Source organism: Hoeflea sp. Naph1, assembly GCF_046837775.1.
GTDB lineage: Bacteria > Pseudomonadota > Alphaproteobacteria > Rhizobiales > Rhizobiaceae > Hoeflea.
Window position 1 is genome coordinate 1,447,774 of sequence record NZ_CP177286.1, and the last position, 26,554, is coordinate 1,474,327.

The window sequence follows — 26,554 nt, forward strand, 5'->3', positions numbered from 1 at the left end:
GCGGCGACACCGCCGGCTTGAAGGGCAGGGCCTTTAAATAGCCAGGTAATCGTGCCGCAGTTGCTCGTTGTGGAGCACTTCATCGGCAGTGCCGTCGAAGACAACCTCACCGGATTCGAGGATGACCGCGCGGTCGGCAAGCTTGAGCGCCCGCACCGCGTTTTGTTCCACAAGGATCGTCGTGATGCCCTGTTCCTTGATGATATTGAGGGTCTTTTCGATCTCGTCGACAATCACCGGGGCCAGCCCTTCGTAAGGCTCGTCGAGAAGCAGCACCTTGATGTCGCGGGCAAGCGCCCGTCCGATCGCCAGCATCTGCTGCTCACCACCCGACAAGGTGATGCCCTCCTGTTTGCGACGCTCGCCCAGCCGCGGGAACAACTCATAGATCCGTTCCAGCGACCAGCCAATCGGCGGTGCGATCTGGGCAAGCTGGATGTTTTCCTCGACCGTCAGACCGGCGATGATCCGGCGGTCTTCGGGAACCAGCGACAAGCCTGCACGCGATGCCTCGTGGGAGCTCATCAGATGCAGCGCCTGGTGGTCAAGCCAGACTTCGCCGCTGGTCATTTGCGGTGAGCCGATCTGGGCGATGGCGCGCAGCGTCGAGGTTTTTCCGGCGCCATTACGGCCAAGCAGAGCCAGGATTTCGCCTTCGTGGACGTTGAAACTGACGCCCTGGACGATGTAGCTCTCGCCGTAATAGGCATGAATGTCGTGGACAGCCAGGAACGCCGGGGCAGTGGCGGCCTGGTTGGCGTTCTTTGAAAAATCCGGGCGGTCGATCTCTGCGCCACCCTTGATGAGTTCGATCTGGCTCATGCTGCGGCCTCTCCAAGGTAGGCTTCTTTGACTTTCGGATGGCCCTTGATGTTCTCAGGGGTATCCTCGACGAGTGGCGACCCTTGCGCCAAAACCGTGATCCGCTTGGCCAGCGAGAACACCACATGCATGTCGTGCTCGATGATCACCATGGTGATGTCGCGGCGTTCGTGGATCTGGTTGAGCAATTCGATCGTGTTGTTGGTGTCGGCGCGCGCCATGCCGGCCGTCGGCTCATCGAGTAGCAGCAGCTTCGGTTCCTGGACAAGGCACATGGCCATCTCCAGGCGTCGCTTGTCGCCGCGCGACAACGAGCTTGCCGTCATGCCGCGCTTGTCGATCATGTCGACATCCGAAAGCATGTGTTCAGCCTTGTCGATGATGTCTGCTTCGGATGCAATCGACTTCAGTGCATGCAGCCGGAAGGCACCGTCGCGCTTGGCAAAGCACGGAATCAGCATGTTCTCTATCACGGTGAGATCGCCAAAGATTTCCGGTGTCTGGAAGACACGGGAAATCCCCATCTGGTTGATCTCGTAGGGCTTGCGCCCGAGCACGGACTGGCCATTGAACATGACCGTTCCCGTATCCGGTATCAGCTTGCCAACCAGAACATTGAGCAATGTCGATTTGCCGGCGCCGTTGGGCCCGATGATCGCATGAACGGTGCCTTCGGCAATATCCAGATTGACATCGCCGAGGGCCTGAAGGCCGCCGAACCGCTTGTTGACATTAGAGACTTCGAGAATTCCCATATCTGATATCTCCGCAGATCAGTTAACGTGCGCCGTCGGCTTCGGATGATGTTTGCCATCCTTGCCGGGCTTGTTGCTTTTCCTGTTCTTGCCGGTAATCGCGTTCCAGATCCGGGTTCCGCCTTCGATCAGCCCGCCGGGCAGGAAGATCACGACCATCATGAACAGCAGGCCCAGCGTCAGCGACCAGCCCTTGCCGATAAACGGATGGACCATGAAGACGATCGCATCTTCGACCCCGTCAGGAAGGGCAGAGAACCAGCTGTGCAGGATGTTGTCGTTGATCTTCGAGAAGATGTTCTCGAAATACTTGATGAAGCCTGCCCCCAGAACCGGCCCCATCAAGGTTCCGGCGCCGCCGAGGATGGTCATCAGAACAACCTCGCCTGATGCCGTCCATTGCATGCGCTCGGCCCCGGCAAGCGGGTCCATCGAGGCCAGCAGACCACCGGCAAGTCCGGCATACATGCCCGAGATCACGAACGCGGCGAGCGTATAGGGACGCGGGTTGAGACCTGTGTAATTCATCCGGGTCTGGTTGGTCTTGATCGCGCGCAACATGGTGCCGAACGGCGAACGGAAGATCCTCAGCGACAGGTAGAACACGATGATCGCGATGATGGCGCAGAAATAATAGCCGTTGTTGAAGGTGAACTGCCAGCCGCCGATATTTACCTTGGTGCTCTCTATCATGAGAATGCCGAAGAAATGCGGGCTGTTCGGGCTGGCTGCATCCATCAGGATCTGCGGATCGTCGGTATAGACCTGCAGACCGGTTTCACCATTGGTCAGCGGCGTCAGCACCGAATAGGCCAGGTTGAACGACATCTGCGCAAAGGCCAGTGTCAGGATCGAAAAATAGATACCCGAGCGGCGCAGTGAAATGTAGCCGATGAAAAGCGCGAACAACGCGGAAGTGATGACGGCAAGGACGAGGCCCGGCAAAACATTGTAGCTCAGAAGCTTGTACATCCAGACGACGGAGTAGGAACCGACCCCCAGAAACGCCGCATGGCCGAAGGAGAGGTAACCGGTCAGGCCGAACAGGATGTTGAAGCCGATCGCAAAGATCCCGTAGATCGCGAAACGCTGCATCAGATCCGGATACCCGGCATTGAACTGCGCCATCGCCGATCCCTCGGGGAACGGTTGCAGCAAAATCGGCGTCGCCAAGGTCAGAAATATGACGATCAGGAGAAATGTAGTGTCTTTCTTACTCAGTCCCAGCATGTCTTATTCCTCCATCACGCCTTTGCGCCCCATGAGACCGCGGGGACGGGTCAAAAGGATGATGATTGCAACCAGATAAATGATGATTTGGTCGATGCCGGGGATCACTGACTTGACCTCGTTCATGGAAGCGAAGCTCTCCAGAATGCCAAGCAGGAAGCCGGCGAGCACTGCACCCGGGAGCGACCCCATGCCGCCGACAACAACCACGACGAAGGACAGGACCAGGAAGTCCATCCCCATGTGATAGTTGGGCGAGTTGATCGGCGCGTACATGACACCGGCGAGACCGGCAACCGCGGCCGCTATGCCGAACATGATGGTAAAACGCTTGTCGATATTGATGCCGAGCAGGCCGACGGTTTCACGATCGGCCATGCCAGCGCGGACCACCATACCGAACGTCGTGAACCGCAGGAATGCGAAGACTGCCCCGACGATCGCCATCGAGAACAGAAAATAGACCAGCCGCCATGCCGGATAGATGATGGCGTTTTCGGCAAATCCGATCAGCACGCCGAAATCGATTGATCCTCGGAACATATCCGGGGCTGCCGTCGGGATCGGATTGGCGCCGTAGAAATACTTGACGACTTCCTGAAGCACGATGGCCAAGCCAAACGTCACCAGAATCTGGTCGGCGTGGGGGCGTTTGTAGAAGTGCTTGATCAGGCCGCGTTCCATGATGTAGCCAAGCACCAGCATCACCGGGATCGCTAGCAGGATCGACAATGGCACTGACCAGTTGATGATCGAATCGCCAATTCCCTTGCCAAACAATGATTCGACGATGGGCGTCTTGATCTGCAGCGGCTTGCCTAGAAAATCCAGTTTTTCGGGGTCCAGCGTGATGGTCGAGATGCCCAGTATCTTCTGCATCGTAACCGCGCAAAAAGCACCAATCATGAACATCGCGCCGTGCGCGAAATTGACCACGCCAAGCGTTCCGAAAATGAGGGTTAGCCCGAGCGCGATCAGCGCATAGGCGCTGCCTTTGTCGAGCCCGTTCAGTAATTGAAGGATAATTGCGTCCATGGTCCCAACCGATCATTGAGGCGTGATAAGCGTAAATTTTGCCTGGTAGATAAAGTTGCCGCGCTGGTGCGATGACCAGCGCGACAACGTTCATGCATTATTTCAGGCCTTAGGCGCCCGAATTGCACTTCCCGAGGTCGCCGCCGGCAAACATCGGGTGATCGGGTGCGTACTCGACCTGGGCGCGCGGAGTAACTTCGACGATTTCCAGCGCATCATACTCGTTGGTCGGATCTTCCTTGCCCTTCATGACCAGCACGTCCTTGAAGCACTGGTGGTCGTCCTTGCGGTAAAGGGTCGGACCATTGCCGAGGCCATCGAATTCGAAGCCTTCGAGCGATTCGGCAATGCCGCAGGGATCAAAGGTTCCAGCACGCTCGGCGGCGTCAGCATAAAGCAGCGCCTGAGCGTAGCAGGTCTGGGCAGCGTTGGATGGCGGGAAGCCGTACTTTTCGCCGAACGACTTGACGAATGCCTTGGTGCCTTCGTCCTGCAGCGTCCAAGACCAGTTGGTCGAGCCGAACACGCCCTTGATGTTCGGGCCTGCACCCTTGGCCATCAGCTCGGAGTAGAGCGGAACCACGATTTCGAACTGCTTGCCGTTGACCATCTTGTCGCGCAGGCCGAACTGAACCGCATTGGTCAGCGAGTTGACCATGTTGCCGCCGTAGTGGTTCAAGATCAGCACGTCTGCGCCGGAGTTGAGCACCGGAGCGATATAGGACGAGAAGTCCGTGGTCGCCAGCGGGGTGAGAACGTTGTTGACTGTTTCCCAGCCCACGCCCTCGGTTGCTGCCTGGATCGATTCCTGCTGGGTCCAGCCCCAGGTGTAGTCGGCTGTCAGGTGATAGGCCTTGCGGTCCGGGCCGTAGTTCTTCGCCAGCACCGGTGCCAGAGCAGCACCCGACATGTAGGCGTTGAAGAAATGGCGGAAGCCATTGGCCTTCTTGTCCTTGCCGGTGGTGTCGTTGGAGTGGGTCAGGCCGGCCATGAAGATGATGCCGGCTTCCTGGCAGAGGCCCTGAACGGCGACGGCCACACCGGATGATGATCCACCGGTGATCATGATGGCGCCGTCTTTTTCAATCATTGATTTGGCAGATGCACGCGCAGCGTCGGACTTGGTCTGGGTGTCGCCGGAGACGTACTCTACTTTCTTGCCGAGCACGCCATTGCCCTTGAGCGCGTTCGAAGAGAAGGTGCTGATCATGCCGCCATCACCTTCGCCGTTGAGATGCTCGACGGCGAGCTGGTAGGCGCGAAGCTCGTCGGCGCCTTCGTCGGCATACGGACCGGTCTGCGGAACGTTGAAGCCGAAAACTACCGAGCCGCCCTTTGGCTCGTTCAGATAGGCATTGGCGGAACTAGTGAAAATCGTCGGCAACGCGAGGCCGGCACCTATCGCCGCACCTGACTTTATAAGCGTACGGCGATTCACTTGGAACTTTGACATGAAATCCTCCCTGATGTGGAACGGGCAAAGCCTCCCAGCTTCGCCACTTCGCTAAATGAATTAGCTGCATCAAGACAAACATGGCCTTCGGTCAGACACCATTCGACTATTGTATATTCACGCAAAATTTCTTTGGGTCTCGCAGTGTGAATGTTGCCGCGGCCTCGCGGCAAATGCGGGCCGTTAGGCCGCGCCGGATGCCGGGTGAAGATGTCCGGATCTGCTGAGGTGCCCGAATTTCAGGCGCCGCATGCGCGCAGACGCATGGTGACAGGTTGATCCTGCCCTGAAGTTCCGTCCCTGGCGGCGGTGCCCGATTCGGGCGTGGTCAGGTCCAGTTTGGAATCGTTTTAAACTATACGGTTTGACTCCACTTTTGAGATACCTTACCGAAATTCTCATGTTAAGAATGGCGGACACGGAATGACGATGTGGAAAGCAGATGGGTGCGATGAATGCCCGGCGGCGGCCTACCTCCGGCAGGGGCCGGAAAACCTCGTCGTCAATGGTTATCGCAACTGGATTGCCGGTCTGGTCGAAAAGGATCGGCGCTATTGGGATGTGGCCTGGCAGGCCCATGCCGAAGCGCTTGGTGCTGTCGAGGGGCAGATCGCACTTGATGCACTGTCAGCGCTGATCGGCCAGCTTGGCGTTTGCGCCCGCTGTCCCTTGCGCTTCTACAAGCCGGGCGCCGGGCACCTGTGCCGGGATGAATGCCTGATGCTCGGCATGATCGCCGGCGCCCAACACGGCGACGAGAACACATTGGTCGCGGCCGCCAAGATGCTGAGCTGTTCGAATGCTTGCGCCGAGGTGATTGACCACGCCGGCGCCTATGCAGCGGTGCTGCTTGGCCAGAACCAGCGTCTCGCGCCGATTCCCTTTGCCGCCCTCGCCGATATCGACTTCCGCGCCGCGCCCCACGGGCCGGGTTCCAGCGGTTCACTTCACTGATTCCACTTTGTTTTTACAGGAGTAACCCAGACGATGACAAAAATCGCGCATTTCCTCGCCGTTGGCCTGCTTGCCTCAAGCGCCCTGACCTCGGTCGCTCGGGCTGACGTCACGCCTGAAGCGGTCATTGTCCAATACGCTGATATCGCGCAAGCCAAATACGAGGACGCGCTGGCAACCGCGAAAGCCCTTGATGAGGCAGTTGAAGAGCTTCTGGAGAACCCCGATGAGGCGACCTTGGAAGCCGCGCGGCAAGCCTGGCTCGCAGCCCGCGTGCCTTACCAGCAGACCGAGGTCTACCGCTTTGGCAACGCCATCGTCGATGACTGGGAAGGACGGGTCAACGCCTGGCCGCTTGATGAGGGCCTGATCGATTATGTCGATTCCAGCTACGGTTCCGAAAGTGACGAGAACACGCTGTTCACCGCCAATGTCATTGCCAATCCCTCAATCGAGATCAACGGCCAGACCATCGATGCCAGCGTCATCACCCCGGATCTGATCTCCAGCACGCTGCAGGAAGCGGGTGGTATCGAAGCCAATGTCGCTTCCGGCTACCACGCCATCGAATTCCTGCTCTGGGGCCAGGACCTCAACGGCAATGGCCCGGGCGCAGGCAACCGTCCTGCCACCGATTACAGCCTGACCAACTGCAGCAACGATCATTGCGAGCGCCGCCGCGACTACCTTCACGCCGTCACCGACCTGCTGGTCATGGACCTTGAGGAGATGGCCGAAAACTGGAAGGCAGACGGCCAGGCGCGGGCGGCACTTGAACAGGGCGAAGTCTCGACCGGGCTTTCCACCATTCTTACCGGTATGGGATCGTTGTCCTATGGCGAGCTAGCCGGCGAGCGGATGAAGCTCGGCCTGCTGCTTGGCGATCCGGAAGAAGAGCATGACTGCTTTTCCGACAACACGCACAATTCGCATCTCTATGACGCTGTCGGCATCCGCAATGTCTATAATGGCACCTACACCCGGGTGGACGGCACGGTGCTGAGCGGCCCGGCGCTTGCCGATCTGGTCGCAGCAAAGGATCCGGCGATTGCCGGCGAACTCTCGGCTGATCTTGACGCCACCGTGGCGGCGATGGAAGCCATGGCCAAACGCGCCGAAACGGTGGAGGCCTATGACCAGATGATCGCCATCGGCAATACCGAAGGCAATGCCGCCGTGCAGGCCGGCATCGACGGGCTGATCAAGCAGACCCGGTCAATCGAGCGGGTCATCGCGGCACTCGATCTCGGTTCGATAGAACTGGAGGGGTCGGACAGCCTCGACAGCCCCAACGCCGTGTTCCAGTGAGACAGCCATGATCGTTTGCAGTTGCAACTTTATTGGCAAGGCAGACATCGAGGAAGCCGTCACCGGCTTCCTCGAGCTTGACCCGTGGCAGCTCATTACGCCGGGCAAGGTGTTTCATGCCATGCAAAAACGCGGCAAATGCTGCGGCTGCTTCCCCAATGTCATCGATATCATTGTCGAGACCACGGAACGTTACCACGCGGCCATGGAGAGCCCGCAAGCGCAGGTCATCGACCTTTTGAGCCGGATTGCGGACCAGCGTCTTCGCATGGACGCTACCAGGCAAGCGCGTGCAGTGAAAAAACAATCGCTGACCGCCGCCTGATGTGCAAAAAAAGGAGCGTTTTCACAATCAGGGACGGACATGAACATGAAACGAAGTCAGAAGGTCATCGACTGCCTCAATGAAGCCCTCTTTCTCGAGCTCGGCGCAGTAAACCAGTACTGGCTGCATTACCGATTGCTGGAGGATTGGGGCTACACCAAGCTGGCTGCCAAGGAGCGCGCTGAAAGCATTGAAGAGATGCAGCATGCCGACAAGATTGTCGAACGCATCATTTTCCTGCAGGGATTTCCAAACCTGCAGACCTTGGCGCCGCTCAGGATCGGCCAGAACATCAGGGAAGTGCTTGAAGCCGACCTTGCCGGCGAGAAGGATGCCTGGAACGCCTACACAAAGTCGCGGAATGTCTGCGAGGCGGAAGGCGACTTTGTCAGCAAGAACCTGTTTGAGCAGCTGATTGCCGACGAGGAAGGTCATATTGATTTCCTCGAAACGCAAATCGAGCTGCTGACAGCGCTGGGTGATCAGAAATACGGACAGCTGAATGCGTCGGCTGCCGATGAAAGCTGAGTGAAAGAGTAGCAAGCACATGACGATGAATACGATGCCGCGTGGCTATGGGACTTCCCGCTTGCAGTTTTCTGCAGTGTCAGGCCCAGGCCACAAACCGGGCCTCAGTCGGATCTATCCGGCGGGACCGGGCCTCCGGCGTCGTGTTTTCGGCTTTTGCGTGGCGGTCGGCCTGGGGCTGACTACAGCCATCACCGCCCATGCCGACCCGCTGGCGGGGCTGCCCGACACCCGCGACGACCTGAGCGCAAAGGATCGCGCCCGGGTCGCGCGCATTGTCGAGCCCACCAGTTCATTTGCTGCAGCCGAACAGTTCGAGCTGATGCAGGGCGGCGCCGGCACCTCGACCAAGCTGATCAATCGCGATGCGTTGTCGCATTTCAACGCCAACCTGACATTCGAGGAAGAAGAGACCTTCAAGCTCGGTAATGCTCTGTTTCGCAAGCTCTGGGTTTCCTCACCCTCCTCGACACTCGCCTCCGATGGCCTCGGCCCGCTGTTCAATGGCCGGGCCTGTCAGAGTTGTCATATCAAGGATGGCCGCGGTCACCCGCCCGAAGGCGCAGCCGATGCCACCTCGATGTTCCTGCGTCTGGCGCGCCCGCCCGAAACCGACGCGCAGCGCAAGGCGCTCGAAGACTACCTGATCGCCTCGGTGCCTGACCCGGTCTATGGCGGCCAGTTCCAGGATCTGGCCGTGCCGGGCTTGCAAGCCGAGGGTCGGATGGTGATCGACTATCAGGAACAGCCGGTTACCCTGGCTGATGGAACCCGCGTCTCGCTGCGCAAGCCTGACTACAGCGTCACTGATCTTGGCTATGGACCACTTGATCCTCAGACGACGCTGTCGCCGCGCATGACGCCACCAATGACCGGCGTCGGTCTGGTCGAGGCCATCCATCCAGCCGATCTGGTCAATCAGGCCGACCCTGACGACCGCGATGGCGACGGAATTTCCGGCCGTCTGGCGCTCACCCGCGACCCCGTAACCGGCAAGATCGAAATCGGCCGCTTCGGCTGGAAAGCGCAGAAGGCAACGGTTCGCCAGCAGGCGGCCGATGCGCTCAATGGCGATATTGGCGTCTCCTCGCCCGACGCGCCCAACCCGCACGGCGACTGCACACCGGCCCAGACGGAATGCCTGTCACTCCCTGTCGGCGTCCAGGCCAATCTCGGCGACACCGAAGCGCCTGATCCGGTAATGGATCTGATAACGTTCTATTCCCAGAACCTGGCGGCGCCTGCCCGCCGCGATGTCGATGATCCTGAAGTGTTGGCAGGCAAAGAGGTGTTTTATTCCTTAGGCTGTGCCGCCTGCCACCGGCCAAAATATGTCACGTCGCGCAAGGCGGAAAACCCGGCGCACCGGTTTCAGCTGATTTGGCCCTATTCGGATTTCCTGCTGCACGACATGGGCGAAGGGCTGGCCGATGGTCAACAGGTCGGCCGCGCCAGTGGCACCGAGTGGCGCACACCGCCGCTCTGGGGCACCGGCCTGACGAAGATCGTCAACGATCACACCTTCTTTCTGCACGACGGCCGCGCCCGCAACCTGACCGAGGCCATTCTCTGGCACGGTGGCGAGGCGAAAACGGCCCGTGACGGGTTTGCCGCGTTGGCGGAATCCGAGCGTCAGGCCCTTATTAAATTTCTGGAAAGTCTGTGATCATGAAACGTCGTCAAATTCTGATGCTCGCCGCCCTGACCTGGGCCAGCCCGGTGCTTGCGGTAAGCAGCGCACCGTCGCCGGCATCGATCCGATCGGTGCTCGAACACACGCTTGTTGATTACATCCGCCCCCAATATGCGGCGTTCGGACAGGCCGCGGTTGCCCTTGAAACAACCGTCGAGACGCTCTGCGATGCACCTTCAGAGGCGACGCTCGCGGCCGCCCGCAGCGCGTTTCGCGATGTGGCTGGCCGATGGGCGCAGGTCGAGTGGCTGCGGATTGGTCCGGTGATGTCGGAGAACCGGCTGGAGCGGATCTACTTCTTTCCCGACCGCAAGGGTACCGGCCGAAAGCAGGTGCAGGCGGCAATTGCCGGCAAGGACGAGGGCGTCACCGATGCCGCGGCACTGGCCGCCAACAGTGTTGCCATGCAGGGGCTCGGCGCACTTGAGTACATCCTGTTTGGAACCGGCAGCGAGGCGCTTGCCACTGCAACCGCGAGTCATCGGTGCGGCTATGCCCGCGCCGCTGCATCAAACCTTTCGACCATGGCCGGAGACCTCACCCGGGGGTGGGGCGCCGACACCTCGCTTTCGCGGATTTTCGTCGCGCCGGACGCGCAAAATCCGTTGTTTCGCAGTGACCGCGAAGCGCTGAACCTATTGCTTGGTACCCTGATCCACGGTCTTGAAGCCATCCGCGATACCCGGCTCGGCGCCTTTCTCGACAGCAGCGACAAGCATCGCGACCGTCCCAAATTGGCGCCGCTGTGGCGTGCCGACATGACCATGGTGTCCATCAGCGCCAATCTTAAAGGACTTGAGGCGCTGTTCAATGCCAGCACGCTTGAAACCGCCGCAGTCGACCCGAATGGCCGTTTGGGCAACACCATCCGGTTTGAATTTACCCAGGCTATCCGCACCGCCGAAAGCCTCGATGCGCCCCTTGCAGACATGCTCGCTGACCGGCAGACGCGCAACAAGCTGGCCTATCTCGGCTACGCCATCCGCATCATCATTGATCGCCTCGACCAGGATTTCGCTCAGGCCGCGGGCCTGTCGACCGGCTTTTCCTTTGGAGACGGCGATTGAGCTCTGTGGTTCTCGAAAGGCGCGCCTTGCTGACCGGCGCCGGGCTTGCCTGGCTGTTGAGCCTCGGTCCGGCGTGCGCCCAGCGGCTGACTGCCAGCGAAGTGGTCTTTGCCTCCGCCTACAAGGACCGGCAGGGCGCCCATGGCATTGCCTTCCTGGATCAGGACGGGGCGATGGTTGCGCGCCATCTGTTGCCTGACCGCGGCCACGGTTTTGCCTCGCATCCGCAGGCTGGATGGCTGGTGGCCTTCGCCCGCCGACCGGGCAATTTCGCGGTCGCCCTAGATCGCAACAATACGCGTGAACCGGTGGTGTTTCACACCCCGGCAGATCGGCATTTCTATGGTCACGGCGCCTTTTCCGCCGACGGGCGGCTTTTATACGCGGCCGAGAACGCGTTTGGAACCGGCGATGGGGTGCTCGGCATCTATGACGTCACCAACGGTTTTGCCCGCATCGCCGAATTTCCCTCACACGGTGTCGGACCGCATGAAATCCTGTTGATGCCTGATGCCAAAACGCTGTGCGTTGCCAATGGCGGCATCCGCACCCATCCAGACAGTGGCCGCCAGAAACTCAATCTGCCGACCATGACATCATCGATGGCGTTCATTGATCTTGAAAGCGGATCGTTGCGGTCATCGCACAGTCTGCCCGACACCCTTCGCCGGCTGTCCCTGCGCCACATGGCGGCGGACGCGCACGGTCAGGTCTGGATCGGCGGTCAGTATGAGGGAGATGCGATGGATCTGCCGCCGGTTCTGGCGCGTCTAAACCCTGACGCAGGCCTTCACGCTGTCGACTTGCCTGACGACGTCAGGGTCGAATTCGGCATGTATGTTGGGGCTGTTGCTGCCAGCAATGATGGCAACCTGCTGGCAATCACCTCGCCCAAAAGCGGGCGCCTGATGACGCTTGATGCGCAATCGGGGAAAGTCCTTGCATCGATAGAACGGCCGGGCGTTTGCGGTGTCCAGGCATCCGCTAGCGGCTTCATCAGTTCCACCGAAACCGGCGAATTTGCGCGTCAGAAGCATGATTTGTTGTGGGATAATCATATCGCCACCGTGTGACAGCAAAAGCTCCGGCGATCGCGTGGAAGTGCGGTCGGCCAAAGCCTGTCTGCCGGGGGGCAATTGAAACGCCCCCCGATTGGCGTGACAACGCAGGTGCTGGTTAAAACACCGGGGTTTGACGAACCCGAGAGCCGCTGCTGCGCAGCAGCACCGAGAAGCTTGCGAGGGTTGCCGTTGCAATCATGATCGCGCCGAATCCGAGAACAGTCATTGTTCATTTCCTGGTGACATCATTGTCATCGATGTCGGCAGAGATGCCAGATGCAACTTGCCTGAAGCTTGCGCCTGAAGCACTTACTGGCGCGCGTGGCAAACAAGGTCACTAATCCCTTAACACTGGGGTCACAGTGTTAACCTTCAAGCAAGGATTGGATCGTAACAATCAGGCCACTCGTCGAGTTGTGGTCAAATGCGTCTTCGCGCTCCCACAATGGCATGAAGCCGCCCGACGGCCCGGAATCGGTCCGGATTTCCAGATTTTCTCCCAGGCTGCGCCTGGCCAGCAATGCGGACAGAAGCAGTTTTTCACATCTGGTGAAAACTGCCTCAGCCGCGGAGTTAGCCCAACAATGCCAAGCCGGGAACAGAGACTACAAGCGGTCAATGGCTGCTAACGGGGTAATGGCGTGGGGCATGTTCAGGCAAGGGTAAAGGATCCGGCAGCGGCTGACGGCCTGCGGGCGCGTCTTGACCTCACCACGCTTGACGCCGAGGGGCGTGAACGGCTGCGGGATTTACGGCCGATGATCGAGGCCGAAGCCCGGATCGCCCTGGTGTCGTTTTTCCAGCGCCTGCAGAATACGCCGGAAATCGCCGGTCTGTTCACATCCCCCCGCCAGATCGACCGCCTTGAAGAACTCGAAGTCGCGCATTGGTCGATCCTCGCCGATGGCCGCTTCGACGGGCTCTATGTCGACCGGTCGGTGATTCTCGGTGAGGTCCGCCAGCGCATCGGACTGGACGCCGGATGGTCGATCGGCGGCCACGCGCTGGTGCTCGAAAGGGTCATCCGGCGCTTGGTCGAAGAAAGCCGCGGCAGCATTTTCAGGAATTTCTTCACCCGGTCTGGCCGCAACCAGCTCGCCGAGCGTTTGGTGGATGTGGTCAAGGCGGCGTTGATCGATATCGACATGCAGGTATCCCACCGCGTGCGCTCGCAGCAAAAGACGCTTGATCAGCAGCGCGAAACTGAAATCAATGAGGCCCGTGAGCTGGTCGACTCCACATTGGGCGTGGCATTGGCACAGTTGGCTGAAGGCGATTTGTCGGTGCGCGTCAATCCCGACAGCATTGAGCCGCATCGTCAAACGGCTGATAGCTTCAACGCTGCGGTGGGCCGAATTGAAGATCTGGTGACAGGCTTCTCCGAGCGGCTGTCGCGGGCCGAGCAACTTGCAGGTGAATTGAGCGATGATCTCGATTCTGTGCGCGCCGACATCGAGGGCTATGGTGCGGCGATCGGTGAGCAGCATGGCGAACTTGATGCCGTGGCTAGCCGCATTCGCCTCACCGGCGAAACCGCCCGCAAGGCCGAAACCCTGATTTCAGAGGCGCGTCAAAGTGCTGAGTCCGGCGACCGGGTGGTTGAAAGCGCCATGGGCGCCATGGCCGGCGTCGAGCAATCTGCCGAGCAGATCGGCAAGATCATCTCGGTGATTGACGAGATTGCCTTCCAGACCAACCTATTGGCGCTCAACGCCGGAATCGAGGCGGCGCGCGCCGGTGACGCTGGTCGCGGTTTCGCGGTGGTCGCCAACGAGGTCCGCGCGCTGGCCCAGCGCTCGGCCGGTGCTGCAGACCAGATCAAGGATCTGGTCGCTGACGCCAAGTCTCATGTCGGCCGCGGCGTTGAACTGGTCGGCAAGACCCGCTCGGCGATCTCGGGTCTTGTCGAACAGGTGGGACAGATTTCCAATTCTGTCTCCGGTATTGGCGCCCAGACAGAAACCGAAGCAGGCGTCATCGGTCATTCCGCGACCACTCTCGGCCATGCTGCCGGGCAAATCGCTGCAAGTGGCACCCGTCTTGGGGCCGTTTCGGAAACCGGTGCCGATCTGCAATTGGTCATCACCGAACTGGGTGAGCAGATCCGCCTGCACCGACAGCAGCGCCATCGCGGCTTTGAAAGCATCGCCGTCAGCGGGACGGTTCCGCAGGAGCCGGAGCGGCGCGTGCCGCTGAGAAGGAGCGCCTGATGAAACGCTTTGTGAGGCTGGCCGTAATTGAATGTCCAAACCCCATCACCAATGAGGAAGACCGACATGTCGTCTGATGACGAAACTTCAAAAATTCTGAAATTGCCAGCGGTGCTCGATCTCAATGCCGCCAACCGGCTGTATGAGCAGGTGCTCGCTCACAAAGGGGCAGACATTGATGTTGATGCCTCCGAAGTCAGCCGGATCGGCGCCCAGTGCATCCAGGTGTTGCTGTCGGCGGCGCAAAGCTGGCGCTTCGATCACCATTCTTTCAAGGTTGTCCACGCCTCCGACGTATTTATTAAGACACTGCAACTATTAGGAATTTCGGATGAAGCGCTGCTTCCTGGGGAGATACTGAAATGAAGAAGAAAATTCTAACGGTCGATGACTCGCGAACCATCCGCAATATGTTGCTGGTGACCCTCAATAATGCCGGGTTCGAAACCGTCCAGGCTGAAGACGGTGTCGAGGGATTGGAAGTACTCGAAGAAACCAACCCCGATGTCATTGTCACCGATATCAACATGCCGCGCCTTGACGGTTTCGGATTTATCGAAGGCGTGCGTCGGAACGAACGGTATCGGGCAATTCCGATCCTGGTTCTGACCACCGAAAGCGATGCGGAAAAAAAGAACCGCGCTCGTGAAGCAGGGGCCACCGGCTGGATCGTCAAGCCGTTCGACCCTTCCAAATTGATTGCGGCGATTGAGCGTGTAACCGCCTGACAGGACCTGCCCCATGGATATGAACGAAATCAAGGAGATCTTTTTCCAGGAATGCGAAGAACAACTCGCGGAACTGGAAACCGGTCTACTCGCACTCAATGATGGTGATACCGACCCGGAAACGGTCAACGCGGTGTTCCGCGCAGTCCATTCGATCAAGGGTGGCGCCGGCGCGTTTGGTCTCGATGACCTCGTTTCCTTCGCGCATGTGTTTGAGACTACGCTTGATTGCGTTCGATCCAACAAGCTCGAGGCGTCCTCGGGGTTGCTTAAGGTCATGCTCCGCTCGGCCGACGTACTCGCCGATCTCACTGCCGCCTCGCGCGACGGCGGCTCGCTTGACAAGTCCCGAACCTCCGGCTTGGTTGCCGAACTGGAGGCCTATGCCAAGGGCCAGCCTCTTTCCGCTGCGGGGACTACATCAGAGCCCGCCCCTGCGGCGCCAACTCCTCAGCTCGAAACGCCTGCGGCTGTGGAAGAGCCACTAGCGTCAACCGATGAAAGCGGCTTCCAGCCGATCCCATTCAGCTTTGACGATTTCGACGATGAGGATGAAACTGCGGCGGAGTCGATCGATACCGAGCCGAACGATACAGAACTGTCGGGCAAAACCGTATTCACGGTCCGCTTCAAGCCGCGCTCCGATCTTTACGGCAAGGGCAATGAAGCGGTGTTGTTGCTGCGTGATCTGACCAAGATTGGCGATATTCAGGTCAGTTGCGATACCGAATCCTTGCCGCCGATCGAACAGATCGACCCGGAAGGCGCCTATTTTTCCTGGCTGATCCGGGTGGAAACTGATCAGGACGAGGATACCATCCGCCAGGTCTTCGAGTTCGCGGAATGGGATTGCACGCTGGAAATCTCGACCGGTGCGGATGAAGACATGTCTGCCACAGTGGAAGCCTCGGGCGGGGAGGAGCCGATGGCGCCGGTGCCGTTCGATCTCTCGCTGCTCGATGATGCGCCGGTGATGGCCACTCAAGCTGTTGAGCCGGCCGCCACCCCAGTCGCCGCCACCGCGCCTGTCGAGCCGACCGCTGCGGTAGGTGACGCCGCCCCGCTGGTGCCACCGACCTTGCCGCTGGCCGCCAAGGCAATTGCTGCCGAAACCGAAAAGAAAGAAGCCCCGGTAGCCGCCGTTTCCGCCGCGCCGCAGACAATCCGGGTCGACCTTGATCGCGTCGACCGGCTCATCAACCTGGTGGGCGAACTCGTCATCAATCAGGCAATGCTTGCCCAAAGCGTGGTCGAAAACGAAAACAGCGGCTCCTCGGCAATCAATCTCGGGCTCGAAGAACTCCAGCAGCTCACCCGGGAAATCCAGGACAGCGTGATGGCGATCCGGGCCCAGCCGGTCAAGCCTGTGTTCCAGAGAATGGGCCGCATCGTCCGTGAAATTGCCGACATCACCGGCAAGAGCGTGCGCCTGGTTACCGAAGGCGAGAACACCGAAGTCGACAAGACCGTCATCGACAAGCTGGCCGAACCGCTGACCCACATGATCCGCAACGCGGTCGATCACGGGCTCGAAAAACCCGAGAAGCGCACCGAGCTGGGCAAGAGCGCCGAGGGTGTGCTCAAGCTCAGCGCCAAGCACCGCTCCGGCCGGATTGTCATCGAGATCGCCGACGATGGCGCCGGCATCAACCGTGAGCGCGTACGCAACAAGGCCATCGAGAACGGCCTGATCACGGCCGACGCCAATCTCAGCGATGAGGAAGTCGATAACCTGATTTTCCTTCCCGGCTTCTCCACCGCCGACAAGGTTTCCGATATTTCCGGTCGTGGCGTTGGCATGGATGTGGTCAAGCGCTCGATCCAGTCTCTGGGCGGCCGCATCTCGATTACCTCCAGACCCGGTCATGGTTCGGTCTTCACCATGAGCCTGCCGCTCACGCTCGCCGTGCTCGACGGCATGGTGGTTACTGTTGCAAACCAGACCCTGGTGGTGCCGCTGACGGCCATCGTCGAAACCCTGCAGCCGGAGAAGAAGGATATCCATTCCTTTGGGCCGACCCAGCGTCTGATCGCCATCCGCGATACGTTCTGTCCGCTGGTAGATGTAGGCCACATTCTCAATTTCCGCCCCGATCTCGCCGACCCGGTCAACGGTGTCGCCCTGCTGGTGGAATCGGAAGGCGGAGGTCAACGCGCGCTGATGGTCGATGCCATTCAGGGGCAGCGCCAGGTGGTCATCAAGAGCCTGGAAGCCAACTACACCAATGTCCCGGGTATCGCCGCGGCGACCATTCTCGGCGATGGCCGGGTGGCGTTGATCCTCGATGTCGACGCGGTTGTCACGGCTTCGCGCGGACACGCGCTGAGCTCCGAGATGACGCTTGCGGCAACCGGGTGAAGAAGACCAGATGTTTATGCGCGTGATGGATAGCCACAAAGGCGGATTGAGCGAGGCCCGGAAGTTCCGTGGTCGGAGCATCGGCATGCCGGTGCGCCCGCTCGGTGCTCTCTGTGCGAACGCTGTCGCGCCTGAGGTTGCTGCCAGCCTTCTTAAGGTCCACGCACAATGAATTGCCGCACGCAACCCCACGCCCTAGCCGGCATCACCGAAAGAGACGCCACATGAGCGCCGCTGCCATTCTCCAGTCGGGTCGTCCCGACGATTGCCTCGTGAGTGGAGAATATCCGCTGACGCGCAGGGACCTCTCTGATATCGCCGGCATGATTTATTCCGACGCCGGCATAGCATTGAACGAGTCCAAGGCCTCGCTGGTCTATTCGCGTCTGTCCAAGCGGCTCCGGCAGATCGGCATGAACAGTTTTCGTGATTATTGCGTCCTGGTCGGTTCGACTGAAGGGGCGGCGGAGCGGCGGGAGATGCTCAGTTTCCTGACCACCAACTTCACCCGCTTCTTCCGGGAGAATCACCATTTCGACCATTTGCGCCAACAAGTCCTGCCGGGTCTGCTGGCCCGGGCCAAGGCCGGTGGCCGGGTACGCATATGGTCCGCCGGTTGCTCTGACGGCCAGGAACCCTATTCGATCGCCCTGACTGTGCTGGGAATGGCGCCCGATGCGGCATCGATGGATATCCGGATTCTTGCAACCGACATTGACCCCAAGATCATCGCCCAGGCGAAAGCCGGGATCTATGATGTGCAGGCCATCGAAACTGTCGATGCGGCCATGCGCAAGAAGTGGTTTACGCCGGTGGAAGACATTAAGTTCAAGGTCAACGACCCGGTCAAGCAGTTGATCTCTTTCCGCGAGCTCAATCTGATGGCGCAATGGCCGTTCAAAGGCCAGTTCGATGTCATCTTCTGCCGCAATGTGGTGATCTATTTCGACGAGCCCACTCAGGCACGTATCTGGGTTCGCTACGCTGATTTGCTGCCGCCGGGCGGGCATCTCTACATCGGCCATTCCGAGCGACTCTCGGGCGAAGGCAAGGGCCGCTTTGAAAACACTGCCATCACCACCTATCGACACACGGGGACTAAAGGACGCCCATGACCGCACGCGCTCGCGTACTTGTTGTTGACGATTCGCCCACGATGCGCGGCCTGATCAAGGCTGTGCTTCGAAGCGATCCCGAAATTGAGGTGATCGGCGAGGCCGGCGACGCCATGCAGGCGCGCGCCGCCATCAAGGAATTCAATCCCGACGTCATTACGCTCGACATCGAGATGCCCAACATGAACGGTCTCGAATTTCTCGAAAAGATCATGCAGCTCAGGCCGATGCCGGTCATCATGGTCTCGACCTTGACCCACCGCGGCGCTGAAGCGTCGTTGGCAGCGCTTGAAATCGGCGCCTTTGATTGCATTGGCAAGCCGTTGCCGGGAGACAGGGCGCCGTTCGCCCAGCTTGCCGAAACGGTCAAGGCGGCGGCGCGATCACAGCGTCATCGGCCTGGCCTTGAGGGTGCTGCGGTTACCCGCACGCCGGCCTATTCCGTGCCCAGCGACTATCAGCCTTCGCGCAAGATCATTGCCATCGGCGCCTCCACCGGGGGTGTCGAGGCGCTGATCGCGGTGCTGACCAAGTTTCCTGCCAATTGCCCACCGACCGTGATTACCCAACACATGCCTGCCACCTTCACCAAGAGTTTTGCCGACCGCCTGAACCGGCTTTGCGCGCCGCAGGTCAAGGAAGCCGACGATGGTGACAGGCTTGAAATCGGCAGGATTTATCTGGCACCCGGCGGAGAGCGCCACCTCCAGGTGGTCAATTCCACGGCACCGCGCTGTGCCTTGGTCGAAGGTAGTCCGATAAATGGCCATCGGCCATCGGTGGACGCCCTGTTCGATTCCGTGGTGAAACTGGCCGGCGCCAGGGCCGTCGGGGTGATCCTTACCGGTATGGGGCGCGATGGTGCGGCGGGGTTGCTGCGCATGCGCCAGGCTGGTGCCATTACCATTGGCCAGAACGAAAAAACCTGCGTGGTTTACGGCATGCCGCGTGTCGCACAGGAGATTGGCGGTGTGGGACGCCAATTGCCACTCAACGAGATTGGCGAAGAAATTCTCAAGTCAACAATAACCTCTCGCAAAGTTAGGGTCGCGTAATGTCGATTGCACAAAAAATAAAGGTCCTCATTGTTGATGATCAGGTGACCAGCCGGCTGTTGCTTGGCGATGCGCTGCAGCAGCTCGGGTTTACCCAGATTACCGTCGCCGGCGATGGTGAACAGGGGGCCAAGATCATGAGCCAGCAGCCTCACCATCTGGTCATTTCCGACTTCAACATGCCGAAGATGGACGGACTGGGACTGCTTCAGGCGGTGCGCACCAATCCTGCGACCAAACGTGCGGCGTTCATCATGCTCACTGCACAGGGTGACCGGGCGCTGGTACAGAAGGCTGCAGCGCTTGGCGCCAACAACGTTCTGGCCAAGCCCTTCACCATCGAAAAAATGAAGGCAGCCATCGAGGCGGTGTTTGGGGCGCTTAAGTGACTGCAAACGCCTATGTTCGCAGAGTCCATGTCATTCAGGGCGAGTACAAGGTATCCAGTGATCCCGAGGTGGTTCTTTCCACCATCCTGGGGTCCTGTGTCGCCGCTTGTATGCGCGACCCTGTGGCTGGTGTCGGTGGCATGAACCATTTCTTGTTGCCGGGCCAAAGCAATGGCTCGGGCGGAGAGGCAACGCGTTACGGCGTCCATCTCATGGAGTTGCTGATCAACGGCCTGCTCAAGAAGGGCGCCCAGCGCAACCGACTTGAAGCCAAGATCATTGGCGGCGCCAAGACGATTACCGGCTTTTCCAATGTCGGCGAAAAGAACGCCGAATTTGCCCATCAGTTTCTGACCGATGAAGGCATCCGCATTGTCGGCAGCAATGTCGGCGGCGAGGTAGGCCGCAAGCTTGAATATTTCCCGGTCAGTGGTCGTGCCCGTCATTATCCGCTGACAGGGGCGGAAACACGCAAGACTGTAGCGCTTGAGACCGCGCCAGCCAAAATTATTGTACCGAAGCCGGCCGACGCGTCGATCGAGTTTTTCTAAGGAGTTCCGCCAAATGACCAAGTTGCCCAATGCCAATGGCGGTGAAGTACAGGAATCCCTGCAGGATGTGCTGGCGCGGGTCAGTTCGGAGCTCGTCGATGTCGCGCAATTGATCGAGCGGCTTGAACCGCTGTTGTCGAATGGCCGCTCCACCGAGTTCCTGGCGTCGCCCGACCACATGCGGGTGATGCAGGGCATTGATCTGGCGGTACAGAAAACCAGGGGACTTGCCAGCTTCATCGACGGCATTGGCGGGCACATCGACACCAAACACCTGGTCGATATCACAACCGCGCTCAATCTGGTCACGCTTGAGGACATGAAACGGCGTCTGCGGGCTTCGCTCGACGCCGAGCCCTCGGCAGACGTCTACCAGAAAGCCTCCGGCGACCTCGAGTTTTTCTAGAGCGCACCATCGCCGAACACACCAACTCCGCCCTTTCCGGCAGGCAACGAGCCTGCGTCCGAGCCCCGCGGTCGGCTTCGTCATCCACAGACCACCTTCGCGCAAGTTTCGCCACATAGGTTAGGCAAACCGGTCATCCTGTCCGGCTAGTCCTGTCGAGTGCGGATACAGAATGAGTCTGTTGAACCAGCTGTCACAAATCGGAAAAAACCTGGCTGCGCTGGGTCAGGCCAAGTTATTGGCCCTTGGAGGGGTCGGCGCGCTGTCGATTCTCCTAATCATAGCCGCTGCAATTTTCCTCAATAAGCCTGCCCAGGAAACCCTCTACATCGGTCTCTCCGGTGAAGACGTCAATCAGATCAGTCTGGTCCTGGCCGAATCCAACATTGATTTTGCCACCGGCGCCGATGGTGCCTCGATCACGGTACCTGCGGGCATGACCAACCGGGCGCGGATGCTGCTGGCTGAGCGCGGCCTGCCGTCTTCCAATACCGCCGGTTACGAACTGTTCGATCAGGTCGGATCATTGGGACTGACCAGCTTCATGCAGGAAGTCACCCGGGTTCGTGCCCTTGAGGGCGAAATCGCCCGCACCATCCAGTCAATCAACGGAATTTCCGCCGCTCGGGTCCATATCGTTATGGCCGACCGCGGCAATTTCCGGCGCGGCGACCAGCAGCCTTCGGCCTCGGTCATGGTTCGCACCAGCAATAATCTGGCAGGCCGCACCGCCGATTCAATCCGCCATCTGGTGGCCTCCTCGGTGCCCGGTCTCAAGGTCGATGAAGTCACCGTGCTTGATTCGACCGGCCAACTGCTTGCCACCGGCGATGATTTCTCCAATTCAAATCTCAACCGGTCGCTGTCGATCGTGCAGATGGTGCAGACCGAGATCGAGACCAACATCGAAAAGGCGTTGGCTCCTTTCCTTGGCATTGACAACTTCCGCGCCAGCGTCACCGCTCAGGTCAATACCGACAGCCAGCAGACCCAGGAAACCGTCTACGATCCCGAATCCCAGGTCGAGCGGTCAATCCGGGTAACGCGGGAAAACCAGACATCCAGCCAGTCGGCTACTGATACCCCTGCCACGGTCGAACAGAACATTCCCGATGCAGCCCCTGGCGCTGGAGGCGCAGCCGGGCCGCAGTCGAGCGAACTGGCGGAGCGCAAGGAAGAGCAGACCAATTTCGAGATCAACTCGAAGACCACCTCAACCGTGCGCAACAGCTATGCCATCGAAGGCCTGTCGATTGCCGTCGTTGTCAACAAGGACCGGATCAACGCCATGCTCGGCGAGGCGCCGACCGAGGAGCAGGTTTCCGCGTACCTGACAGAGCTTGAGCAGATTGTTTCCACGGCCGCAGGCCTTGATGTCGAGCGTGGCGATCGCGCCAAGATCACTGCGATGGAATTCCTGACCAATGATTTGCTGGCTGCCAACGCCTCTCAGCCAGGCTTCATCGATGCGCTGCGCACACAGCTTGGAACAATCATCAATGCCGTCGCCTTTATAACTGTGGCGTTGCTGCTGGTGCTGTTCGGGTTCAAGCCGCTGCTTAGCGGTGCCCGTGCTGGTAAGCCGGCCGATGAGATCGGCGACGACGGACTGGAACTGCCTGACTTTTCACCTTCCGCGCTAGGCGCAGGTGGTGGCATGCCGATGGAAGGCTTTGGAGCTGATTTCGGCTTTGACGTCGAAGCCGATTCAGAGCTTGAACTCGAGGAGTCGGGAACCTTCAACCGTCGCGTCAAGGAAGGCCCCGAGCGGCGCCTGGCGCGCATGGTCGAGATCAACGAGGAACGTGCTGCCAAGATCCTCAGGAGTTGGGCATCGGGCGAGGCGGCCTGAAACGACGCCGACATAGGCGGGTGATCCCCTCCTTTGTGATCCCGGACAGACTTTTCCCCATGTGTTTCGCGCTCAAATGATCTCATTTGGGCGCGAATTGTATTGTCGGCTCGGCCCGCGATCCGGGGCTGTATTCGCCAGATCCGGCCGATCCCGTGCGGCGAATCGCGTATAGGCATGAAAAAGCCCCGATAGGAAGTCCCAGAATTTAACTATGGTTATTTGGTATTCGGTCCTGCACTCTATCGAGAGTGGGGGGTGATTCGTTATTCCGTGAAAGTGGTGGCTGTTGAGGCAGCAGCTCGGTTCAAGAGCAGGGGCGGCTTGTATGCGAATGTGTATACGGAGTGAACGACGCCAATCCTTGGCCAAGCGTGACCGATGTGTCGTGCCTGACAGCAGGAAGGGATTGGAATGGTCGCGCGCGCTGCGTTAATCCATGAAATGGAATCCAGGCAGGCTTGCGGGAACATCACCGGCGGGATCGACCTGATCAGTGCTTATGTCGGCGCGCGGTGTTATTTGGTGGCCAGATACGACCACTATTCCGATCGGCATCATGATTTCATCATCACCTCGAACTGGCCTTTCGACCTGGTTCGCACCCTCGGCTCGGCGCTGATTGACTCCCAGGCGCGTTCCAGCGAGGTGCGGCGGTGTCTTCAGGCATTTGAACCGGCGTTTCAGGATATCGATCCGGCGATCGACATGCCCGCTGATCTGTCAAGACGGGTGTGCCTGATTCCCTACAATGTCGGCCATGCGCGCCTGATGCTGGTGCTGCTGTTTGAAAACAACGCCTTTCTGTCCCATGATCGGCTTCGCGACGCGGCGTTGGCGGCGGCCTATCATACGTCCCATTTTGCCAGCCTGACATCGACCACCGACGCGCTTTCGGATTTGACCGACCGTGAAATCGAGTGTCTGTCCTGGATAGGCGAGGGAAAGACCAGCGATGAAATCGCCCTGATCATCGGAATCTCACGCAACACCGTCAACAATTACATCACCAGTATCATGAACAAGACCGGTGCAAAAACCCGATCTGAAGCGGTCGCATTTGCTGTTCGTCAACGCATCATTTGAGGACAGGAGCCAACCATATGGAACTTGCAGCACCTCAGGGCGCCCGGGAGCGGACGCAGCAGCTCACGAACGATGGCGCCGGTAGGATGGCAGGATCGACCGCGGACCTGTTTCCCAAGCTGGTGACGATGCAGCAATTGTGCTCAGGCACCGGTTTTGCCGTCTTGGCAGCGCAGGCGCAGACCCTGCTGGTGCCTGGAGGTCTTGTCATCAAGATGCAGAGCCCTGGCAACGAAGAGCTGGTCAGCCAATTGCTGGCGGAACGACTGGACTTCCTTTTGGCGCATCTGCGGTCGTCACCGCGGCCGATGATGTTGACATCGGATAATGAAGTGGCGGCGCAAGCTTCCCTGATAGTCACCGGTCAGGCGCTGTCAAAGGGGCGTACCGATCTGTTGTTTCCGGTGCAGCTGGGTGCCATGGGCAACGGGTTCATTGCTTTCTTTGGCGTGCGCGATGGTATCGGCAATGAGTTGTTGATCGAACTGCATCGCAAGTCGCTGATGATCATGCGCGAGGCCTTGCGGCTGGCGTTCGGGGTGACACCGGTCGCCGAGAAGCTCAACGAGCGGGAAATCGAATGCCTGCAACTGGTTGGCAACGGCATGAAGAGCGAAGCCATTGGCGAGCGGCTGCAACTGTCGGTGCATACCGTCAATGCCTATCTCGGCTCCGCAACCACCAAGCTGGACGCTGTCAACCGCATCCAAGCCATTGCCAAGTCGATTCGTCTCGGCATCATCGCCTGATCTGCACTGCGGCACTGCGCGTGGGGTGGATCGCTGGTTCGGCTCCCCGGCCCGCTCATCCGGTTTTGACGGCGTGTCGCTTTGTCAGGCGATCTCGGGCAAAGTGCAAACCCGGAAATTGTCCGTCACCATTCAATCAGCGATTTCAGCGTCGCGCATACAATAGGATGCGCAAAGGACGCTGTAAGTCCATGCAATACTCCTGCTGGATCTGTTTGCGCACGTGCGCAAATACCCCGACGTCATGTCGGGGGACGGGTTCGCGCCGGTTCTTAGGCCGCAGCCGACCGGGCGACCGGCATTGCGGGCATGAACGGTCTAAACGCCGCCGCGCGCAGGCTGTGCTCCAGGAATTGGGTGTTGTCGTCTGGAGTATCGGCCGGATCGTCAAAAGCGATATGATTGATTTCGACGCCGCCGCAATCGTGCTCGAGCGTAAGCCGCGCAAAGATGGCGACGCCTTTTGGGCGAATCTCGAGGTCCAGCACTACGCGTGGCTGCCCGCTCCAGTCCAGATAGTAGTCACCGCCGATCCCGAGCACGACGGTGCCTGGCAGAAAGAACATTTCCGCCGCAGATGCCACCAGGTCTGAGAGGTCGCCATGGCGTTCAAAGCGAAGCATTGAAACCAGGTCGGCTACATCAATCAATCGCAGTTCGCTTGCGACGGTGCAAATGGCATCAGCGACGATTCTTTCACGTTCCGATGAATACGGATTCTTTTTCATGGTCGAGCGCCTACGGTTTGGGGCCTGGATTTCTCGGCGTAAATCCGGTGTACGAGTTCGGCCACAGCCTTGTAGAACACCGGTGGGATGAAACTATCGACCGAGACTTGCGCAAACATGGAGCGCGCAAGTGGCGGATCTTCAAAGACCGGAACCCCGTTGGCTTCGGCCACTTCACGAATTTTCAGTGCAATCAGGTCCTGACCCTTGGCGATCACCACCGGGGCGCCGCCTGCTTCGCGGGAATAGCGTAGCGCAACCGCAAAATGGGTCGGGTTGGCAATGACCAGTGTGGCCCGGGGGACCTCGGCAATCATCCGCCGTCGCGCCCGGTCACGTGCCAGCGACCGCTGCCGCGCCTTGATAATCGGATCTCCGTCCGACTGCTTTCTCTCGTCCTTGAGGTCCTGCTTGCTCATTTTGAGATCAGCATGCCAGCTGTAGCGGGTCCACAGCAGGTCCAGCACCGCCAGCGTTGCCGTGCAGATCAGCACCACCACCACGACCTTGCCCGCCAGCCGGGCGATATCCGGTGCCACCAACGTCGGGTCCATGAACATAAGGTCAAGTGCGCGGAAATACTCCGACTTCATGACCGAAGCCACGATAGTCGACACCACGACGATCTTGAACATCGATTTGGCGAATTCCACCATGCCCTTGGTGCTGTAGATTCGTTTGAATCCCTTGCTAATCGAGATTCGTTCCAGCTTTGGTTGAATCCGGTCGAGAACCGGGCTCGGCATGTTTTGCAACACCGAAGCTCCCAGGCCAAAACCCATCAACAGCGCGAAGGCTGGCAACATCACCGAGCCCGCCTCGATAAACAGCAATCGGAAAAGTGCCACCGCGTCGCTGCCATTCTCAATGCGCCAGCCGTCGGATTGCTCGAACACGTCGCGCAGCGTTGTCGAAAACCGGCTGGCCCCGGCAGGTAGAAAAAACACCAGGTACACGAGCATGCCCAGGGTGGAGGCGAAAATCGGCACTTCGCGGCTGAAGGGAACATTGCCCTTGTCCACCGCGTCGCGCAGTTTTTTCTCTGTTGGGTCTTCGGTTTTGCTGTCTTTGTCTTCGCCTTCAGCCATCGCGACT

Annotated in this window: 26 protein-coding genes; 19 read left to right on the top strand and 7 right to left on the bottom strand. The window is 59.4% G+C overall.

Annotation, left to right across the window (positions count from 1 at the left end):
• Nucleotides 1–33 precede the first annotated feature (33 nt).
• The 5 genes from ACK6D9_RS06865 to ACK6D9_RS06885 all read right to left on the bottom strand — a co-directional run bounded on the left by ACK6D9_RS06865 (nucleotide 34) and on the right by ACK6D9_RS06885 (nucleotide 5,295).
• Entirely contained in the window at nucleotides 34–822 is a 789-nt protein-coding gene (locus ACK6D9_RS06865; RefSeq protein ID WP_412051112.1) for an ABC transporter ATP-binding protein, read from the bottom strand.
• Nucleotides 819–1,577 (bottom strand): ABC transporter ATP-binding protein, encoded by a 759-nt coding sequence (locus ACK6D9_RS06870; RefSeq protein ID WP_322987732.1) that lies wholly within the window; start codon nucleotides 1,575–1,577, stop codon nucleotides 819–821. The genes ACK6D9_RS06865 and ACK6D9_RS06870 overlap by 4 nt, the downstream gene beginning before the upstream one ends.
• Nucleotides 1,578–1,595: 18 nt before the next feature.
• The gene (locus ACK6D9_RS06875) at nucleotides 1,596–2,807 is read right to left on the bottom strand and encodes a branched-chain amino acid ABC transporter permease (RefSeq protein WP_322987731.1); all 1,212 of its coding nucleotides are present in this window, start codon (nucleotides 2,805–2,807) and stop codon (nucleotides 1,596–1,598) included.
• A gap of 3 nt (nucleotides 2,808–2,810) precedes the next feature.
• On the bottom strand, nucleotides 2,811–3,842 hold the full coding sequence (locus ACK6D9_RS06880; protein ID WP_322987730.1) for a branched-chain amino acid ABC transporter permease: 1,032 nt from the start codon (nucleotides 3,840–3,842) through the stop codon (nucleotides 2,811–2,813).
• A 109-nt stretch (nucleotides 3,843–3,951) separates the two neighbouring features.
• The gene (locus ACK6D9_RS06885) at nucleotides 3,952–5,295 is read right to left on the bottom strand and encodes a substrate-binding protein (RefSeq protein ID WP_412051113.1); all 1,344 of its coding nucleotides are present in this window, start codon (nucleotides 5,293–5,295) and stop codon (nucleotides 3,952–3,954) included.
• Nucleotides 5,296–5,724: 429 nt separating this feature from the next.
• Between ACK6D9_RS06885 and ACK6D9_RS06890 the strand changes: the two genes are divergently transcribed.
• The 19 genes from ACK6D9_RS06890 to ACK6D9_RS06980 all read left to right on the top strand — a co-directional run bounded on the left by ACK6D9_RS06890 (nucleotide 5,725) and on the right by ACK6D9_RS06980 (nucleotide 24,731).
• A complete protein-coding gene (locus ACK6D9_RS06890) occupies nucleotides 5,725–6,249 on the top strand; it encodes a hypothetical protein (RefSeq protein WP_322987728.1) in 525 nt (174 codons plus the stop codon).
• 33 nt (nucleotides 6,250–6,282) lie between these two features.
• Nucleotides 6,283–7,557, top strand: coding sequence for an imelysin family protein (locus ACK6D9_RS06895; RefSeq protein ID WP_412051114.1), 1,275 nt, complete (start codon nucleotides 6,283–6,285; stop codon nucleotides 7,555–7,557).
• A gap of 7 nt (nucleotides 7,558–7,564) precedes the next feature.
• Nucleotides 7,565–7,882 carry a bacterioferritin-associated ferredoxin gene (locus ACK6D9_RS06900; RefSeq protein ID WP_412051115.1) on the top strand — a complete coding sequence of 106 codons (318 nt, stop codon included), beginning with the start codon at nucleotides 7,565–7,567 and terminating at the stop codon, nucleotides 7,880–7,882.
• A gap of 45 nt (nucleotides 7,883–7,927) precedes the next feature.
• Entirely contained in the window at nucleotides 7,928–8,410 is a 483-nt protein-coding gene (gene bfr / locus ACK6D9_RS06905; protein WP_412051116.1) for a bacterioferritin, read from the top strand.
• Nucleotides 8,411–8,429: 19 nt separating this feature from the next.
• Nucleotides 8,430–10,076: a di-heme oxidoredictase family protein gene (locus tag ACK6D9_RS06910; protein WP_412051117.1), complete on the top strand. Its 1,647-nt coding sequence runs from the start codon at nucleotides 8,430–8,432 to the stop codon at nucleotides 10,074–10,076.
• 2 nt (nucleotides 10,077–10,078) lie between these two features.
• Entirely contained in the window at nucleotides 10,079–11,170 is a 1,092-nt protein-coding gene (locus tag ACK6D9_RS06915) for an imelysin family protein (RefSeq protein ID WP_412051118.1), read from the top strand.
• A gap of 5 nt (nucleotides 11,171–11,175) precedes the next feature.
• A complete protein-coding gene (locus ACK6D9_RS06920) occupies nucleotides 11,176–12,243 on the top strand; it encodes a DUF1513 domain-containing protein (protein ID WP_412051757.1) in 1,068 nt (355 codons plus the stop codon).
• Between the two features lie 629 nt (nucleotides 12,244–12,872).
• Nucleotides 12,873–14,441: a methyl-accepting chemotaxis protein gene (locus ACK6D9_RS06925; RefSeq protein ID WP_412051119.1), complete on the top strand. Its 1,569-nt coding sequence runs from the start codon at nucleotides 12,873–12,875 to the stop codon at nucleotides 14,439–14,441.
• 66 nt (nucleotides 14,442–14,507) lie between these two features.
• Nucleotides 14,508–14,807, top strand: coding sequence for an STAS domain-containing protein (locus tag ACK6D9_RS06930; protein ID WP_322987721.1), 300 nt, complete (start codon nucleotides 14,508–14,510; stop codon nucleotides 14,805–14,807).
• On the top strand, nucleotides 14,804–15,169 hold the full coding sequence (locus ACK6D9_RS06935) for a response regulator (RefSeq protein WP_322987720.1): 366 nt from the start codon (nucleotides 14,804–14,806) through the stop codon (nucleotides 15,167–15,169). Before ACK6D9_RS06930 ends, ACK6D9_RS06935 begins: the two co-directional genes overlap by 4 nt.
• 13 nt (nucleotides 15,170–15,182) lie before the next feature.
• Complete coding sequence (locus ACK6D9_RS06940; protein WP_412051120.1) at nucleotides 15,183–17,528, top strand: chemotaxis protein CheA; 2,346 nt, start codon at nucleotides 15,183–15,185, stop codon at nucleotides 17,526–17,528.
• A gap of 224 nt (nucleotides 17,529–17,752) precedes the next feature.
• Nucleotides 17,753–18,643 carry a protein-glutamate O-methyltransferase gene (locus ACK6D9_RS06945; protein WP_412051121.1) on the top strand — a complete coding sequence of 297 codons (891 nt, stop codon included), beginning with the start codon at nucleotides 17,753–17,755 and terminating at the stop codon, nucleotides 18,641–18,643.
• Nucleotides 18,640–19,698 (top strand): protein-glutamate methylesterase/protein-glutamine glutaminase, encoded by a 1,059-nt coding sequence (locus ACK6D9_RS06950; protein WP_412051122.1) that lies wholly within the window; start codon nucleotides 18,640–18,642, stop codon nucleotides 19,696–19,698. The genes ACK6D9_RS06945 and ACK6D9_RS06950 overlap by 4 nt, the downstream gene beginning before the upstream one ends.
• Complete coding sequence (locus ACK6D9_RS06955) at nucleotides 19,698–20,087, top strand: response regulator (RefSeq protein WP_305329580.1); 390 nt, start codon at nucleotides 19,698–19,700, stop codon at nucleotides 20,085–20,087. The genes ACK6D9_RS06950 and ACK6D9_RS06955 overlap by 1 nt, the downstream gene beginning before the upstream one ends.
• Nucleotides 20,084–20,638, top strand: coding sequence for a chemoreceptor glutamine deamidase CheD (gene cheD, locus ACK6D9_RS06960; protein WP_412051123.1), 555 nt, complete (start codon nucleotides 20,084–20,086; stop codon nucleotides 20,636–20,638). Before ACK6D9_RS06955 ends, cheD begins: the two co-directional genes overlap by 4 nt.
• A 13-nt stretch (nucleotides 20,639–20,651) precedes the next feature.
• Entirely contained in the window at nucleotides 20,652–21,044 is a 393-nt protein-coding gene (locus ACK6D9_RS06965; RefSeq protein WP_412051124.1) for a hypothetical protein, read from the top strand.
• 172 nt (nucleotides 21,045–21,216) lie between these two features.
• Complete coding sequence (gene fliF / locus ACK6D9_RS06970; protein WP_412051125.1) at nucleotides 21,217–22,896, top strand: flagellar basal-body MS-ring/collar protein FliF; 1,680 nt, start codon at nucleotides 21,217–21,219, stop codon at nucleotides 22,894–22,896.
• A gap of 414 nt (nucleotides 22,897–23,310) precedes the next feature.
• Nucleotides 23,311–23,982 carry a transcriptional regulator VisN gene (gene visN, locus ACK6D9_RS06975; RefSeq protein WP_412051126.1) on the top strand — a complete coding sequence of 224 codons (672 nt, stop codon included), beginning with the start codon at nucleotides 23,311–23,313 and terminating at the stop codon, nucleotides 23,980–23,982.
• Nucleotides 23,983–23,999: 17 nt separating this feature from the next.
• Nucleotides 24,000–24,731 carry a response regulator transcription factor gene (locus ACK6D9_RS06980; RefSeq protein WP_412051127.1) on the top strand — a complete coding sequence of 244 codons (732 nt, stop codon included), beginning with the start codon at nucleotides 24,000–24,002 and terminating at the stop codon, nucleotides 24,729–24,731.
• Between the two features lie 272 nt (nucleotides 24,732–25,003).
• Here the strand turns inward: ACK6D9_RS06980 and ACK6D9_RS06985 are convergent, their stop codons facing one another.
• Together ACK6D9_RS06985 and flhB are read right to left on the bottom strand one after the other, a co-directional pair.
• On the bottom strand, nucleotides 25,004–25,459 hold the full coding sequence (locus ACK6D9_RS06985; protein ID WP_322987711.1) for a hypothetical protein: 456 nt from the start codon (nucleotides 25,457–25,459) through the stop codon (nucleotides 25,004–25,006).
• Complete coding sequence (gene flhB, locus ACK6D9_RS06990) at nucleotides 25,456–26,547, bottom strand: flagellar biosynthesis protein FlhB (protein WP_322987710.1); 1,092 nt, start codon at nucleotides 26,545–26,547, stop codon at nucleotides 25,456–25,458. The genes ACK6D9_RS06985 and flhB overlap by 4 nt, the downstream gene beginning before the upstream one ends.
• Nucleotides 26,548–26,554: the final 7 nt, after the last annotated feature.

What these genes read in the sequence shown, in the direction of transcription:
- ACK6D9_RS06865 (WP_412051112.1), bottom strand. Translation starts at nt 822, where the DNA reads ATGAGCCAGATCGAACTCATCAAGGGTGGCGCAGAGATCGACCGCCCG.
- ACK6D9_RS06870 (WP_322987732.1), bottom strand. Translation starts at nt 1,577, where the DNA reads ATGGGAATTCTCGAAGTCTCTAATGTCAACAAGCGGTTCGGCGGCCTT.
- ACK6D9_RS06875 (WP_322987731.1), bottom strand. Translation starts at nt 2,807, where the DNA reads ATGCTGGGACTGAGTAAGAAAGACACTACATTTCTCCTGATCGTCATA.
- ACK6D9_RS06880 (WP_322987730.1), bottom strand. Translation starts at nt 3,842, where the DNA reads ATGGACGCAATTATCCTTCAATTACTGAACGGGCTCGACAAAGGCAGC.
- ACK6D9_RS06885 (WP_412051113.1), bottom strand. Translation starts at nt 5,295, where the DNA reads ATGTCAAAGTTCCAAGTGAATCGCCGTACGCTTATAAAGTCAGGTGCG.
- ACK6D9_RS06890 (WP_322987728.1), top strand. Translation starts at nt 5,725, where the DNA reads ATGTGGAAAGCAGATGGGTGCGATGAATGCCCGGCGGCGGCCTACCTC.
- ACK6D9_RS06895 (WP_412051114.1), top strand. Translation starts at nt 6,283, where the DNA reads ATGACAAAAATCGCGCATTTCCTCGCCGTTGGCCTGCTTGCCTCAAGC.
- ACK6D9_RS06900 (WP_412051115.1), top strand. Translation starts at nt 7,565, where the DNA reads ATGATCGTTTGCAGTTGCAACTTTATTGGCAAGGCAGACATCGAGGAA.
- bfr (WP_412051116.1), top strand. Translation starts at nt 7,928, where the DNA reads ATGAAACGAAGTCAGAAGGTCATCGACTGCCTCAATGAAGCCCTCTTT.
- ACK6D9_RS06910 (WP_412051117.1), top strand. Translation starts at nt 8,430, where the DNA reads ATGACGATGAATACGATGCCGCGTGGCTATGGGACTTCCCGCTTGCAG.
- ACK6D9_RS06915 (WP_412051118.1), top strand. Translation starts at nt 10,079, where the DNA reads ATGAAACGTCGTCAAATTCTGATGCTCGCCGCCCTGACCTGGGCCAGC.
- ACK6D9_RS06930 (WP_322987721.1), top strand. Translation starts at nt 14,508, where the DNA reads ATGTCGTCTGATGACGAAACTTCAAAAATTCTGAAATTGCCAGCGGTG.
- ACK6D9_RS06935 (WP_322987720.1), top strand. Translation starts at nt 14,804, where the DNA reads ATGAAGAAGAAAATTCTAACGGTCGATGACTCGCGAACCATCCGCAAT.
- ACK6D9_RS06940 (WP_412051120.1), top strand. Translation starts at nt 15,183, where the DNA reads ATGGATATGAACGAAATCAAGGAGATCTTTTTCCAGGAATGCGAAGAA.
- ACK6D9_RS06945 (WP_412051121.1), top strand. Translation starts at nt 17,753, where the DNA reads ATGAGCGCCGCTGCCATTCTCCAGTCGGGTCGTCCCGACGATTGCCTC.
- ACK6D9_RS06950 (WP_412051122.1), top strand. Translation starts at nt 18,640, where the DNA reads ATGACCGCACGCGCTCGCGTACTTGTTGTTGACGATTCGCCCACGATG.
- ACK6D9_RS06955 (WP_305329580.1), top strand. Translation starts at nt 19,698, where the DNA reads ATGTCGATTGCACAAAAAATAAAGGTCCTCATTGTTGATGATCAGGTG.
- ACK6D9_RS06965 (WP_412051124.1), top strand. Translation starts at nt 20,652, where the DNA reads ATGACCAAGTTGCCCAATGCCAATGGCGGTGAAGTACAGGAATCCCTG.
- fliF (WP_412051125.1), top strand. Translation starts at nt 21,217, where the DNA reads ATGAGTCTGTTGAACCAGCTGTCACAAATCGGAAAAAACCTGGCTGCG.
- visN (WP_412051126.1), top strand. Translation starts at nt 23,311, where the DNA reads ATGGTCGCGCGCGCTGCGTTAATCCATGAAATGGAATCCAGGCAGGCT.
- ACK6D9_RS06980 (WP_412051127.1), top strand. Translation starts at nt 24,000, where the DNA reads ATGGAACTTGCAGCACCTCAGGGCGCCCGGGAGCGGACGCAGCAGCTC.
- ACK6D9_RS06985 (WP_322987711.1), bottom strand. Translation starts at nt 25,459, where the DNA reads ATGAAAAAGAATCCGTATTCATCGGAACGTGAAAGAATCGTCGCTGAT.
- flhB (WP_322987710.1), bottom strand. Translation starts at nt 26,547, where the DNA reads ATGGCTGAAGGCGAAGACAAAGACAGCAAAACCGAAGACCCAACAGAG.